This is a genomic window from Cryobacterium sp. Y11 (genome assembly GCF_002929535.1).
Classification (GTDB): domain Bacteria; phylum Actinomycetota; class Actinomycetes; order Actinomycetales; family Microbacteriaceae; genus Cryobacterium.
This window is the reverse complement of sequence record NZ_PJJO01000047.1, coordinates 65,722-78,739: the sequence shown is the minus strand read 5'-3', so window position 1 is coordinate 78,739 and position 13,018 is coordinate 65,722. Positions and strand designations below refer to the sequence as shown.

Genomic DNA, 13,018 nt, shown 5'->3' with positions numbered 1-13,018 from the left:
CCACGGTCACCATGCTCGGGCCGACACGCGTCGCCCACGCCCGGATCCTGACGCTGTCCCACTCCCGATACTTCTCGCCCTGAGGTTGGTCGGCATCGTTGGTCCGGTATTCGTTGATGACATGCTCCGGGAGCAAGAGGTGGCTGGTCAGGCGCTCGTGGTTGCGATAAATCTCCAGTACTTGGGTGGTGATGCGCAGATCGACACCCTGCTCGATCTGCGCGTAGGGTGCGGAGTAGAAATTCTTCTCCCAGACCACATGCCCGTTCTTTTGAACCCGGCGCCCCATGATCCACCTGCTGATCTCGTAGGGAACCGACGGCAGCGGCCGCAGCAACGCCTTCTCCTCGGCTTGGAAGACGCTGAGGCGGGAGCCCGCGCGTTTCTGGAACGGTTCCCGGTTATAGGCATCCATGCGTTCCCGGATCGCGACCCGCAACTCGGGGAGGGTTCCGAAACGTCGATTGCGTAAACCTGCGATCACCCAGGTCGCCACGTGCGAGACCGTGTTCTCGACGCTGGCTTTGTCTTTCTTATCCCGAATTCGGGATAAGAAAGACAAGGCTGCAGCCGAGAACGCGGTGAACGTTGTCAACAAACGCGTCATCGGCTACCTCGAGGACGACGTCTTCACGACGCTTGGCGAGTTGAATGCTGCGATCGAGGAGCGGGTGCGGGAGATCAACCATGACATCCGCCGCGCCGACGATACCACCCGGTGGGAGCGGTTCGACCCTGAGGAACGGGAGCTGCTGGGCTCGTTGCCGGATGTTGGGTTCGAGGAGGTCGAGTGGAAGGAGCTGAAGGCGGCCCGGAACTACCACGTCACCGCGGACACACAACGGTATTCGGTGCCGTTCGGGCTGGCGGGCAAGCTGCTGCGGGTTCGGCTGACGTCGTCACGGGTGACGGTCTTCGACGGACACGAGAGCAGCTGCGAGCACCCGCGGCTGATAGGCCGCAAGGGCCAGTACTCGACCCTGCCGGACCATGTCTCGCCGCAGCACCGCGATATCGACGGGCTGTGGTCCAGGCGGTGGTTCACCGACCGGGCGCGCAGCGTCGGGCCGGCCACCGTCACCGTGATTGAGCAGATCCTCGACAGCCAGGCGATCGAGGCGCAGGGCTACCTGTCCTGCCAGAACATCCTCGACGGGCTCGGCAAAAACAACCGGGAACGGCTGGAAGCGGCCTGCCAGGCGCTCGTGAACCGCAGCGCCCATCCGACCTATTCGACCCTGAAACGGTTGATGGCGCCGATCGACAACGATGCGAAGAAGCCGCGGCCGATGGTCCCGGCCGCCTCCACACGCAAACGCGTCAGCACGGTCGTGTTCCGCGACACCTCGAGTCTTGATTGCCCGAGACGGGTGAGACAGTGTCGTTTTGGGGTGTACCCCAACTAGGCGTCAGACGCTTGCATTTCACGCCGTCAGAATAGGGTCAGATTCGGATTACTTGACAGCCCTTATCGTTGGGTCTCAGAGTTCAACCTGACAGAACAGGTAGGAGAGCCACGTGACGGGTCAACGAGTTGGGTACGTGCGAGTCAGTACCCTCGATCAGAACACCGTCCGCCAGCTTGCCGACGTCGACCGGGCCTTCGAGGACAAGGCATCGGGGAAGGACTCAGAACGGCCCGGCGTGATCCTCAAAGATTGCGCACCGGGCCATTCGTCTATCCGGACTATCGTCAGTCTGACGCCGCCGACTGCCAGACACCAAATCCAGACGCTCTAAAACCCATCGCCACCGGGGAAGACGCCTACGTCGTCACCCCGCGAGACGTTCAATACTAGGGACGTTGGCGCGGCAGTAGTGCCGTAACCGACATAGCTTCCGGTCGCGAATAACGTGCCGATTGCAGAGTTACCGCGCAGCGCCCAGCCCGACGGTCGCATCGCACGCGGCGAACGAGGCACTCTGCTCGTCACGCATGAGCACGTGCGTGGCCTCGTCCGTGTTCACTGCCATGCCGTGATAACAGGGAGCGGTCTGCCCACCAGTGCACCCGAACCCCGTTTTGATTCCAGCACCGACCATCAATGAGACGAGACGTTCACCGACGTCCATATTCTTTGCTCCTTCTGGTTCTGTAAGTAATCGGCCGCTCAGTACCCGTTCAGCGCTCACTCCACTGCGGCAGCGGAATGAGAGCCGGCTCGCGGACCCCCAAATCCAACGGCGCGACGGGAACGAGAATGCCGTCCTGCCACTGGCTGACGATCCAGCCGGCGCGCTCGTTCTGACCTCGGTCGTCGAATGACACACCGTCACCACTAAGCAGGCTCCGCTCGGGCAGGTCCAGTTTGGCGACCGCCTTCTTGATCGCCGCAGGGTCGGTGCTGCCGGCCGAGCAGATCGTGTCGAACAACAGCCACGCAGCATCGAAGCCCATACGGTCGAATCCGGCTGGCTGAGAGCCGAACTCTTCTTCGAACGTCGCCACGAATTCGGTATTGCGCTCCTGCGCATCGGGCAGAAGCCCCGTCAGTTCGATTTCCGCTGCGGGGCCGGAGCTGAAGAAGCCGTTACCCGTCGTACCCATCGCCTCGACCCAAGAGGAGTCAGCGTGAGCACCGCCGGTGCCGATGAAGGCCAGTGGGTTCACGTCGGCCGCGCGCAGCGCGCGACCGAGCACTGCGCCGTCCGGCGGGTAGTTCGTTAGCACGACGATGTCGGGGGCTGCGTCCTTCAGCTGCAGGGCGACGCTCGACAGATTGGTGGAATCGGTCGCGTAGACCGCCTCGAGTACGACCTCCATGCCGTGCTCCTCGGCGGCCTCATTCACACCGGCGAAGGCATCCTCGCCGTACGACGTATTCACACCGGCAAAGGCAATCGTCAGTTCGGAGGGGTCCACACCGAGTTCCGGTGCGAGGACCTCGGCGGCGAAGTCAACGGCGTCCGAACCCATTGCCGAAGCGGCAGCCGAAATGCGGTAGAAGCCGTCAAGGTCCTGATCAACGAGCGCCTCGGCAGTCGCGCCCTCCTCCCAATAGATACCGCCGGCGCGAGCCACGACCGGCGATGCAGCGAGGGCGAGCGATGAGCCGTAGGTGCCGTAGACGATGTCGACGCCCTCGTTCATGAGACGCTCTGCGCCCTGACGTGCGGCCTGGTCGTCGGGAGCGTCGACCGTCGCCCAGACGAATTCGGCATTAAGGCAGTTGTCCTTGTTCGCCATGATCCGCGCGGCCTCGGCGCCGTTTCCGACGCGATTGCCGAGGTCGGCGAGACCACCCGAGAGCGGCAGCAGACGACCGATCTTGATCTCGCCCCCTTCGGCGTCGCCGGCACCGCTAGTGCCGGACTCGCTACAGGCCGCGAGCGCGAGGACAAGTACCGCTGCTGCAGAAATCGATGCGATACGCACGATCTTGTTGGAACTCGACATTGACAAACCTTCTTTCTTCATGGGCGACTTGTATTCTCAGGCGCCCAGATAGGCGCGCTGAACGTTCTTGTCATTCTTCATTTCGATCGCAGTGCCCTCGAGCACGACGCGTCCCCGTTCGATGACGTATGCACGATCCACGACGTCGAGCGTCTGGCTCACGTTCTGTTCGACAATGAGCACCGTTACGCCGGTCTGGCGAATCTGCCGGATCACCTCGAAGACCTCCTGGATAATGATCGGCGCCAGGCCGAGCGAGGGCTCGTCGAGCAGCAAGAGTCTCGGTTTGGCCATGAGGGCGCGGCCGATGGCGCACATTTGCTGCTCGCCCCCGCTCATCGATCCCGCGAGCTGATTGCGCCGTTCCTTGAGGATTGGGAACACCGTGTAAACGTCGTCGAGCGTCGCCGGTGCCACCTTGCGGGCCGACTTCGATCTGACTCCCAGGTGAAGGTTCTGCTCGACAGTCAGACCAGAAAAGAGACGCCGACCCTCCGGGCAGTGCGCCATCCCACGAGCGACGATCTGATGCGACGGCATGTTGGTGATCTCCGCGCCGTCGAACCAAACTTGGCCCGCACGCGAAGAGACCGCTCCTGAGGCCACACGCAGCGTGGTGCTCTTGCCCGCGCCGTTGGACCCAAGGATCGCCACGACCTCGCCTTGGGCGACTTCGAGGTCGATATCGAACAGCACAGGTGCCCGGCCATACGACACGGAGACCTTCTCAAATTTCAGCATCGGTGTACTCCTTACCCAGGTATGCAGCGATGACCGCATCGTTGCGTGCGATCTCGGCCGGCGTCCCGTCGGCCAGGTTTTTGCCGCGCTGAATGACGTAGATGTGGTCAGAGACGCCCATGACGGCGCTCATGTGGTGCTCGATCAGCACCACCGTGATCCCCCGCTGTTTGAGCGACACGATGAGTTCCATCATCTGTTGGACCTCGACGGGCACGAGTCCCCCCATAACCTCATCGAGGAGTACGACCTTGGCGCCCGTGGCGAGGACGCGCGCGACTTCAAGCCGCTTGCGGTTGCCGACCGAAAGGATCTCGGCGGGCTGGTCAGCGAGAGCATCGAGTTCCACCGCAGTCAGAAGCTCGCTGGCGAGGGCCTCCGCCTCGCGTCGCGGCAGGCGGTTGACCGTTCCCACCATCACGTTCTCTCGGACCGAGAGCGCCGGGTAACCGCGGACCCTCTGGAACGTCCGCGCCACGCCACGGCGGCAGACCGCCTCGGGCCGCAAACCGACGAGAGACTTACCTTCGAAGAGGACATCGCCACCGTCCAGCTTCATGAAACCAGAGAGGACGTTGAACAGGCTGGTCTTGCCGGCCCCATTGGGACCGATCACCCCTGTCACCGCGTTCTCCTCAACGGAGATATGGAGGTCGGACAATATCTTCAGACCACCACGCTGCAGACTAACTCCACGCGCTTCGAGGATCGCGGTCATGCTGACTCCAGCTCTTTCTCGTTGGTAGGTGCGTCATCGTTCTGAGTCGGCTTCGCTTTCCGCTTCTTCGGTTTGAAGCGATCGATAAAGCCGAGAAGCCCTTTAGGGGCAAGGATGATGCATAGAATCAGGAGCGCGCCGTAGATGAAGTTGGCGAATCCGGGAATGACGGCACCGATCACCGTGATGATTTGTTGTTCGAGCAGCGTGATGAGAATGGCTCCAACGAGCGGCCCGAAGATCCCGCCCATGCCGCCGATAATCGACATCAGCGCTGGCTCCAGTGAGGAGTTAACCGACGCCGTGTTGGCCGGCGTGATGTAGAGCGTGTAGTACGCGAACATCGAGCCAGCGATCGAACTGAGGAACCCGCTCAGCGATACCGCGAACATCTTGGTGCGGAAGATCGGCACGCCCATAGAGCGTGCCGTGGTTTCGTCCTCGCGGATGGCACGCATCCGGAATCCCCACTTGCTGCGCACGAGCGCGATGACGATGAGGACGGTCACGACGTAGACGCCGAGGTTGAGGTACAGGTACGGGAGCGTTCCCTCGAATACGAGACCCCAGGGATCCGTCGTGAACGGGATGCTGATTCCCTCGTCGCCGCCAGTGACGGCCGAGAAATTGCTCAGCAGCACGACTCCGATCGCCCCGAACGCGAGCGTTGCCAAGGCAAAGTAATGTCCTGAAAGCCGCAGTGATATCAGGCCGAGGAGCAGTGCGACCAGGACAGCGCCCAGACCAGCCAGTGGAATGGCCAGCAACACAGGGATTTCGACCTGACGGTTCAGAAGCACCGCCCCATAGGCACCGATCGCGAAGAGCGCACCATGGCCGAGCGAGAATAACCCCGTCAGACCGCCGACGATGTTCCAAGCCGTCGCAAACGTCGCGAATATCAGAACCGTGATGACGAGATTCTGGAAGAAGTTGTTATCGGTAACCAGAGGAACCAGCGAGAAGCAGACGATCACGACTGTCAGGGGAATGAGCTTGCGTAGCATCAGCGAGCTCCAGCGAAATGTGCGCCGCTCGTCGCTCGGCCCATAAGACCCGAGGGACGAACGAGCAGGATGATGACGAAGATCAGGAAGAGCACACCCTGCGACCACTCGGTACCGAGGTAATAGCCAGCGGCCGTCTCGATGACACCGACGATCAGACCCCCGATGAGCGCACCGATGATCGATCCGAACCCGCCTAGCACCACCACGACGAAGCTTACGAGCACGAACGACAAGCCACTCACCGGCGTCACCGCCTGGAAGGGAACGATAAGGGATCCGGCTGCAACCGTGAGCGCAATACCCGTCACGAACACAGTGAGATATACGCGTTCCACCCGAATGCCCACAATTTGGGCAGCGCCGTTGTCCTGCGCAACTGCCCGAATCTCCTGCCCCAGACGCGACTTCTCCAACAGCAGCCAGACGCCGAAGAAGAGCACCAGAGCGGCGACAAAAGCGATCACACGGCCCAATTCGACCGATACGCCGAGTAGGTTCACGCTTTGCGCTGCAACCGGGTCGTTGATGGAAACGGTGCTAGGGCCGAACACTATGAGCGCGACGGCCTGCAGCACAATGCTCAAACCGAGGGTCGCGAACACTTGCACGTAGAGCGATCGACCAAGCGACGGCTTGATCACCAACTGGAAGATAATCAGCGATATCGGGATGCTCGCTAGCACGACCAACGCCGCCGCTAGATACGGGCTAAGCCCCAAGACGTTGGTCAACGTCGCGGTCACAATCATTCCCAGCATCACGAACTCGCCATGCGCGAAATTCACCACGTCCATTACCCCGAAGATCAGGGTCAATCCCATCGCGACTAGCGCGAGGACTCCTCCGGCTAGCAGCCCGAGGATGAGCACATTCCACACATTAACTCTCTTCCATGACATCCGGCAAAACCGGCAAAAAACTGCTCTGTACGGCACTCGGTTGGGAAAGCGAGACCAATGCATCCTAAATCGTTGGCGCGCAGCCTCGAGAGCTAGCGCCGACGCTAGACGAGCATCCCGATCGGGTTCTCAATGCGGGCAACGAAGGCCGCAAGCCATTGTGCGGCGAGCGCCCCGTCGAGGACACGGTGGTCGGCAGACATCGTTACCGTCATGATCGTGCCGACTTCAATCGCACCATCGACAACGATGGCTCGCTGAGTGGCCAGACCGACCGCGAGAATGGCCGACTGCGGTGGGTTAATGATCGCCGAGAACTCGGTGACGCCGTAGCTGCCGAGGTTTGAGACCGTGAAGCTACCGCCCTCAAGCTCATGCTGCTTGAGGCGACCGCCCCGCGCGCGTTCCGCGAGATCGGCGACGTTCCGGGCGACTTCGGTGAGCGTTTGGCGCTCGACCGACCGCAGCACTGGCGTCACCAAACCGCCGTCGACCGCCACCGCGACCGACATGTCGACGGTCGTGTAGCGGGTGATCGCAGTGCCGCCCCAGGTGGCATGCGCCTCAGGCACGTCGAGGAATGCCGCGGTGGCGGCTTTGAGCACGAAGTCGTTGAGCGACACCTTCACGGGCGCACTCTCATTAACGGATGCCCGCAGTGCGATGAGCTTGTCGACCCGGCAATCCGCCACCAGGTAGAAGTGCGGCACAGTGGACTTGCTCTCGGTGAGTCTCCGCGCTATCGCCCTGCGCATCGCGGTATGAGGGATGTCTGCGCCGCTGTCATCGCCCTGCGCGGGCGCGGGAACTATGGCGGCCGGAGCGGCAATGAGTCCTTCGATGTCTCGACGCACGATGCGTCCGCCGGGGCCGGAGCCGTCGACAGCGGAGAGGTCGAGTCCGCGCTCCTTGGCGAGGCGGCGCACGAGCGGACTAACGAACTGGCGATCCCCCGAGACGCCAGGCGAAGCAGCGCTCGACGATAGTTCGGTAGGTGCCGAGACGACGGGAGAGGGCGCGGTCTCCGGCTCGGGCGGTGCCGAAGGCGCGGCAGCTGGAGCGGGTGCAGCAGCCGACGCGGTCGACAGCCTCGCGTCGTCCGTTACAAGTCCATCGATGTTCTCGCCCTGCGCACCGACGACCGCGATGGGCACACCGACCTTGACGGACACACCCTCCTCCACGAGGAGCTTGAGCACGGTACCCGCAGTCTCGGCCGCGTACTCGACGATCGCTTTCTCGGTCTCCACTTCGGCGAGCGGTGTGCCGAAGGCGACCTCCTCGCCGAGCTTCACGAGCCAGGTCTGGATTGCCGCTTCGCTACTGTTGGCGAGCACTTCGGGCATCCGGATGATCGTTGCCATCAGCGACCACCCCAGCCCTGGCGCACGCGCTCGAGTCCGGCGACGACCTCTTCGGTGCGGGCGATCGCTGCGCGCTCCAGCACGCGTGAGATGCTCGGACTCGCCTCGCCACCCGTCACACGCTGGATCGGCTGGTCGAGGTAGTCGAAGAACCTCTGCTGCAGCTCGTCGACGAGCCATCCGCCGTACGAGGTGCCCTGCGCGCCCTGTTCAACGATGAGCACGTTGTTGGTCTTGCGGATGCTCTCGCCGATGGTCTCGAAGTCGAGGGATGCCCGGTCGAGCCACCGCAGATCGATGACCTCGGCGTCGATGCCGGTCTGCTCCACTGCTTCGAGCGCGTGCCGGACCATCGAGAGGTAGCTGATGACGGTCACGTCGTTTCCCACGCGGCGGATACCTGCCTTGCCGAACGGCAGTTGGTAATCGAAGTCGCCCGCGGGGATGTCGTCCACCTGACTGTAGAGGTCGACGTGCTCGATCACGAGCACCGGATCCTGCAGCTGAAGGGCGGCATTCATGAGACCGATGTAGTCGGCCGCCGTCGATGCGGCGACGATGCGCCATCCGGGGCTCGTGGCGAAGATGCCCGCCGGGTCCATGAGGTGCTGCGAGCCGTAACCTGAGCCCATCGCGACCTTGGTGCGCAGGACGAGCGGAACCGGGTTCACGCCGCCGAACATGTGGCGTGCCTTGCCGATCTGGTTGAAGACCTGGTCGGCGGCGACCCACATGAAGTCTGGGTACATGAACTCGATGATGGGACGGTAGCGGCCGTCGAGTGCCATTCCGCCGGCGAGGCCGGCGAACGCGTTCTCGCTGATCGGTGTGCCGAGGATGCGGTCAGGGTACTTGGCGGCGAGTCCTTTGGTTGCGCCGTTCGTGCCGCCGCTGAGGCGGTGGATGTCCTCGCCCAGCACGACGATGCGGTCGTCCTCTTCCATGCGGCGGGCCATGACGCCCGCTACTGCCTCGACGAACTTGGACTGTACAACCTCGCCCGTGTATTCGAGGGGCTCGAGAACTCGGGCATTCGCAAGTTCACTTGCGTCACCGCGCACGCCGACGTTCACGAAGTCGGTGTCGGGCCAGAGGTTCGGACGGATGCGACGCTTACCTATAGCGTCAGGGTCAGCCTCGGTGAGTTGCGCAGCAGCCTCCCGCATGGCGGACTGGGCCTGCTCGCGCACGGAGTCAACTCCGGCCTGGTCGATGAGCCCGAGCGCGATCATCTCCGTCGCTACACGCAGCAGCGGATCGCGGAGGCGCCACGACGACTCCTCCTCTTTGCTACGGTAACCGAATGCGCTGCCCGGGTACGGGCCGTTCTGGTGGAAGAACCGGTAGACCTCAGCCTCGATGACGGCGGGGCCGCCGCCGGAGCGCATGACCGCCTCCGCCTGAGTCATCGCGATGTGCACCGCGAGGGGGTCCATGCCGTCCACTCGCCAAGCGGGGATGGAGAACCCCTGGCCGCGCACCGAGAGCCGGGTGTCTGCGACGCTCTCCTCGATCCTCGTCGCGACCGCATAGAGGTTATTTTCGATGAAAAAGCACACTGGCAGCTTCCATGCCGCCGCAAGGTTCATCGACTCGAGCACGGAGCCGATCTGGCTGGCGCCGTCTCCGAAGTAGTTGACCGTGATGTCGCTAGTGCCCGCCCGCTTCTGCGACCACGCATTACCCGTCGCGAGAGGGGCGCCTCCACCGACGATGGCATTGGTGCCGAGAGCGCCTGCCTCGAACCACTGGAGATGCATTGAGCCGCCGCGGCCGCTGCAATATCCCTGCGCGAGGCCGAGTATCTCGGCAAGAGTGCGCTGGAGCACGGTCTGCACATCGGCGGTAACGACGGCGCCGAGGTCGAACTTTCCGTCGGAGACGTGGGTAAGGGCCTTGGCGAGAAACTGGTGATGTCCGCGGTGGGAGCCGTTGACAGCATCCGTCGATCGCATTCCCACGATGGAGCCGACCGCAGCTCCCTCCTGACCAATGCTCGAGTGCGCGGGCCCATGCACGAGACCTTCGCCGGCGAGGTCGAGAACGGTCTCCTCAAAGGCGCGGATGACGTGCAGCTCGGCAAGTATCGCTGCCAACAGTTCAGGGTCGGCTGCTTTCCAGTCGGCGGCGGTCGTGGTGACCTCAACCCAGGGTGCTGTGGGCTCCAGTCGGCGCGTTTTCGGCATCGTCCCTCTCCGTTGATGGGGTGTCGTTGCCGCGTTATACGGCCGACTACGGTTGAGACTAACCTAGAAATGTATTCAATTACAAGATTAGTCCCCAAAAACCACACCAAATGAGGCACTATAAGGGTTAACTGGATTCAATTATGAAGGAGGATGCATGGCGCTACCGGGCCTGAGAGGTACTGACCACATCGGATTCACCGTCCCCGACCTCGACCAGGCACACGACTTCTTCGTCCGGGTGCTCGGCTGTGAGTACGTATACTCCCTCGGACCGTTCGTGCGCGAGGAGGATAACTGGATGCAGGAACACCTCGGCGTGCATCCGCGAACGGTCATGCACAAACTCAACTTCTACCGCTGCGGCAAAGGATCGAACTTCGAAGTCTTTGAGTACAACGCGCCCGACGGACAGGCGCCGCAGCCCCGCAACAGCGACATTGGCGGGCATCACCTCGCCTTCTACGTCGACGACTTCGACGTCGCACTCGACTACTTGCGAGCGGAAGGCGTCGAGATCATGGACGAGCCGACGGTGAGCGGGAACGCGAGCCTCGGCCAGCGCTGGGTATATTTCCGCAGCCCGTGGGGCATGCAGTTCGAACTCGTGAGCTACCCAGACGGCAAGGAGTACGAGAAAGATGCGCGGGTGCTGTTGTGGCACCCGGCACGCCCGAGCGAGTAATCGAGCATCACCGAACCGATGAAAGATGAATACAGAAGGAGTTTTCAGCCCGAGTGAATACAATAGTCGCGAATCGGTCGCGGTCACGGGGTGAATAGCTGTGCGGACTGGCCACATTGAATTCAATCTGACAGGATGGAAGCTCCGCGCATTTGTGCGGCTGCGAATCGCACCCAAGGGAGGGCCGATGTCAGGCGTTTATCCGCTCACGCCGAGTGTGAGCGCGTCGGGTCAAGTTTCACAGACGCACGACGGTAACTCCAGCACACGCATCGCCGAGTTCATTCGCAACGCCATTCTCAGCGGTGAGTATCGGCCCGGTGCGCGAATTCGCCAGGAGGACGTCGCCCAGCGATTCGGCGCCAGTCGCATTCCGGTTCGAGAGGCCCTGCGCACTCTCAAGGCCGACGGCCTCGTGACCCTTGTCGCCAACGCCGGCGCATGGGTGTCGCGGATGACCCCCGCCGAGTGCAGCGAAGTGTATGAGACCCGCGAACGTGTCGAGCCTCTCCTCCTCCGCTACGCGATGCCCGGACTCGATGCAGTCGCGATCGATCATCTCGACGAACTCGCCGAGCAGATGCGGCGCACCCACGACGTCGAGGAATTCCTGAGGCTCGACCGTGAGTTCCACTTGGGCTCGTACACGACGGCACGCACGACCGTGCTCGGCGATCTGGTTAACCGGTTATGGAACACCACCCAGCACTACCGCCGCGCGTTCACCCTTCTCCTCGAGGAGCACTCCGCGAGGGTCGTGCACGATGAGCACCACCTGCTCGTCACAGCGATCCGCGACGGCGACACCGACGGAGCAGAGGCAGTTCTCTCCGGACACATCCGGCGCACGCGGCTCGCCCTCGCCCGGCATCCTGAAGTCTTCGATCAGTAGTCACCCCGACCGGCAGTTTCTAGCGATCGTTGCGAATCGTGTGTGCCTGAGTTCTGTGTCGTAATCGTCTCATGGCCTGATGGGGTGTGCGGTCTTTGAGGCAGGCTCTGGGTCGACCGTTAAGTTCGTCGGCCACAGCGTTGAGGTGATCTTGGTCCCACTGGCTGAGGTCAGTCCCCTTCGGGAAATATTGGCGCAGGAGCCCATTGGTGTTTTCATTAGTCTCTCGCTGCCACGGCGAGTGCGGGTCGGCGAAGTAAATTCGAAGCCCAGTCTTCGTCTCGATGCGCTTGTGATGGAACATTTCGTTGCCTTGATCCCGTGTCATTGTGCGCCGGAGCGACGATGGCAGGCTCGAGAACGCACCAATGAGTGCGTCACCGACGGTTTGTGCGCTGTGGTCGCTCTGGAGGAAGACGAGGATCGTCATGCGAGTCTTGCGTTCCACGAGCGTGGCAATTGCTGAGCCGTTACTGGAGCCCAAAATGAGGTCTCCTTGCCAATGTCCGGCTTGGAGCCGGGATTCGACGTGTGCTGGGCGTTCGTGGATGGAGGACATTACGGTGGACTGCTTCAGTGAACCGTCTTTGGATCTGCCGCGCCCGCGACGGTGCCGGTACGTGCGTCCCGTGCGCAGGCTCGCCGGGGTGGGGCCACGACGATCAGTCCGCGATACACACCGTCGTAGATAGTCTCAGGACAAACGTGCCATCTCGGCGTGCCCGGGTCTCGGCGTCGTAGCCATCTGCTGATCTGATCCGGCGACCATCGTTTCGCAAGTTTCACTGCGACGATGCTTCGAAGAGCTGGGACCTCCTCGAAGACGCGGATCTTCGGCCGCTTGCGCTGCACATGGGCCCGGTTGTGGGCGAACCACGGCTGGTAGGTGCCGTCCGCCTTGCGGTTGCGTGCAATCTCTCGATAGACGCTCTGGAAGCTTTTCCCAATCCGGACAGCGATTCCTTTCACGGCCTCGCCTGCGGCGAGGCCGTCTCCGATTTCGATTCGGTCGTCCTGAGAGAAATAGCGGGAACTAATGGGGATGCGTTCGACGACAGTCATACTGCCAGCATCGATGAACCACAACGATCCGCAACTGAGCGACACTCCGACCTGTCGGGCCGCC

At 62.4% G+C, this 13,018-nt stretch carries 13 protein-coding genes and 2 pseudogenes; 4 read left to right on the top strand and 11 right to left on the bottom strand.

The genetic code is table 11. The features are described 5' to 3' along the window. Positions 1–607, bottom strand: a pseudogene (locus CXY75_RS03640) (IS21 family transposase); the annotation flags it as partial. Between CXY75_RS03640 and CXY75_RS03635 the strand changes: the two are divergent. Both CXY75_RS03635 and CXY75_RS20355 read left to right on the top strand, forming a co-directional pair. Then, positions 582–1,406 carry a hypothetical protein gene (locus CXY75_RS03635; protein WP_146069353.1) on the top strand — a complete coding sequence of 275 codons (825 nt, stop codon included), beginning with the start codon at positions 582–584 and terminating at the stop codon, positions 1,404–1,406. The pseudogene CXY75_RS03640 and the gene CXY75_RS03635 sit on opposite strands and share 26 nt — an antisense overlap. A 112-nt stretch (positions 1,407–1,518) precedes the next feature. Then, positions 1,519–1,641: pseudogene (locus CXY75_RS20355) on the top strand (recombinase family protein); the annotation flags it as partial. Between the two features lie 228 nt (positions 1,642–1,869). Here CXY75_RS20355 and CXY75_RS20950 read toward each other — a convergent pair. From CXY75_RS20950 to CXY75_RS03590, 8 genes are all read right to left on the bottom strand, one after another. Beyond that, positions 1,870–2,073, bottom strand: a complete 204-nt coding sequence (locus CXY75_RS20950) for a thiamine pyrophosphate-binding protein (RefSeq protein ID WP_104081488.1) — start codon at positions 2,071–2,073, stop codon at positions 1,870–1,872. A 49-nt stretch (positions 2,074–2,122) separates the two neighbouring features. Next, entirely contained in the window at positions 2,123–3,397 is a 1,275-nt protein-coding gene (locus CXY75_RS03620) for an ABC transporter substrate-binding protein (protein WP_158251107.1), read from the bottom strand. A 36-nt stretch (positions 3,398–3,433) separates the two neighbouring features. Beyond that, positions 3,434–4,138 (bottom strand): ABC transporter ATP-binding protein, encoded by a 705-nt coding sequence (locus CXY75_RS03615; RefSeq protein ID WP_104081486.1) that lies wholly within the window; start codon positions 4,136–4,138, stop codon positions 3,434–3,436. Continuing rightward, positions 4,125–4,856 carry an ABC transporter ATP-binding protein gene (locus CXY75_RS03610; protein ID WP_104081485.1) on the bottom strand — a complete coding sequence of 244 codons (732 nt, stop codon included), beginning with the start codon at positions 4,854–4,856 and terminating at the stop codon, positions 4,125–4,127. The genes CXY75_RS03615 and CXY75_RS03610 overlap by 14 nt, the downstream gene beginning before the upstream one ends. Next, entirely contained in the window at positions 4,853–5,863 is a 1,011-nt protein-coding gene (locus tag CXY75_RS03605; protein WP_104081484.1) for a branched-chain amino acid ABC transporter permease, read from the bottom strand. The genes CXY75_RS03610 and CXY75_RS03605 overlap by 4 nt, the downstream gene beginning before the upstream one ends. Next, the gene (locus CXY75_RS03600; protein ID WP_158251106.1) at positions 5,863–6,765 is read right to left on the bottom strand and encodes a branched-chain amino acid ABC transporter permease; all 903 of its coding nucleotides are present in this window, start codon (positions 6,763–6,765) and stop codon (positions 5,863–5,865) included. The genes CXY75_RS03605 and CXY75_RS03600 overlap by 1 nt, the downstream gene beginning before the upstream one ends. 104 nt (positions 6,766–6,869) lie before the next feature. Further along, complete coding sequence (locus tag CXY75_RS03595; protein ID WP_104081482.1) at positions 6,870–8,129, bottom strand: 2-oxo acid dehydrogenase subunit E2; 1,260 nt, start codon at positions 8,127–8,129, stop codon at positions 6,870–6,872. Continuing rightward, positions 8,129–10,315, bottom strand: a complete 2,187-nt coding sequence (locus tag CXY75_RS03590) for a thiamine pyrophosphate-dependent enzyme (protein ID WP_104081481.1) — start codon at positions 10,313–10,315, stop codon at positions 8,129–8,131. The genes CXY75_RS03595 and CXY75_RS03590 overlap by 1 nt, the downstream gene beginning before the upstream one ends. A gap of 157 nt (positions 10,316–10,472) precedes the next feature. On the opposite strand from CXY75_RS03590, the gene CXY75_RS03585 reads away from it, so the two are divergent. Next, on the top strand, positions 10,473–11,000 hold the full coding sequence (locus CXY75_RS03585; protein ID WP_104081480.1) for a VOC family protein: 528 nt from the start codon (positions 10,473–10,475) through the stop codon (positions 10,998–11,000). A gap of 187 nt (positions 11,001–11,187) precedes the next feature. Then, positions 11,188–11,892, top strand: a complete 705-nt coding sequence (locus CXY75_RS03580) for a GntR family transcriptional regulator (protein WP_104081498.1) — start codon at positions 11,188–11,190, stop codon at positions 11,890–11,892. A gap of 19 nt (positions 11,893–11,911) precedes the next feature. Here CXY75_RS03580 and CXY75_RS20025 read toward each other — a convergent pair whose 3' ends face one another. Together CXY75_RS20025 and CXY75_RS20020 are read right to left on the bottom strand one after the other, a co-directional pair. Next, complete coding sequence (locus CXY75_RS20025; RefSeq protein WP_199182360.1) at positions 11,912–12,529, bottom strand: IS30 family transposase; 618 nt, start codon at positions 12,527–12,529, stop codon at positions 11,912–11,914. After that, the gene (locus CXY75_RS20020; RefSeq protein ID WP_199182358.1) at positions 12,466–12,954 is read right to left on the bottom strand and encodes a helix-turn-helix domain-containing protein; all 489 of its coding nucleotides are present in this window, start codon (positions 12,952–12,954) and stop codon (positions 12,466–12,468) included. Before CXY75_RS20020 ends, CXY75_RS20025 begins: the two co-directional genes overlap by 64 nt. Between the last annotated feature and the right edge of the window lie 64 nt (positions 12,955–13,018).

What these genes read in the sequence shown, in the direction of transcription:
- CXY75_RS20950 (WP_104081488.1), bottom strand. Translation starts at nt 2,073, where the DNA reads ATGGACGTCGGTGAACGTCTCGTCTCATTGATGGTCGGTGCTGGAATC.
- CXY75_RS03610 (WP_104081485.1), bottom strand. Translation starts at nt 4,856, where the DNA reads ATGACCGCGATCCTCGAAGCGCGTGGAGTTAGTCTGCAGCGTGGTGGT.
- CXY75_RS03605 (WP_104081484.1), bottom strand. Translation starts at nt 5,863, where the DNA reads ATGCTACGCAAGCTCATTCCCCTGACAGTCGTGATCGTCTGCTTCTCG.
- CXY75_RS03585 (WP_104081480.1), top strand. Translation starts at nt 10,473, where the DNA reads ATGGCGCTACCGGGCCTGAGAGGTACTGACCACATCGGATTCACCGTC.
- CXY75_RS03600 (WP_158251106.1), bottom strand. Translation starts at nt 6,765, where the DNA reads ATGTCATGGAAGAGAGTTAATGTGTGGAATGTGCTCATCCTCGGGCTG.
- CXY75_RS03590 (WP_104081481.1), bottom strand. Translation starts at nt 10,315, where the DNA reads ATGCCGAAAACGCGCCGACTGGAGCCCACAGCACCCTGGGTTGAGGTC.
- CXY75_RS03595 (WP_104081482.1), bottom strand. Translation starts at nt 8,129, where the DNA reads ATGGCAACGATCATCCGGATGCCCGAAGTGCTCGCCAACAGTAGCGAA.
- CXY75_RS03615 (WP_104081486.1), bottom strand. Translation starts at nt 4,138, where the DNA reads ATGCTGAAATTTGAGAAGGTCTCCGTGTCGTATGGCCGGGCACCTGTG.
- CXY75_RS20020 (WP_199182358.1), bottom strand. Translation starts at nt 12,954, where the DNA reads ATGACTGTCGTCGAACGCATCCCCATTAGTTCCCGCTATTTCTCTCAG.
- CXY75_RS03620 (WP_158251107.1), bottom strand. Translation starts at nt 3,397, where the DNA reads ATGTCGAGTTCCAACAAGATCGTGCGTATCGCATCGATTTCTGCAGCA.
- CXY75_RS03580 (WP_104081498.1), top strand. Translation starts at nt 11,188, where the DNA reads ATGTCAGGCGTTTATCCGCTCACGCCGAGTGTGAGCGCGTCGGGTCAA.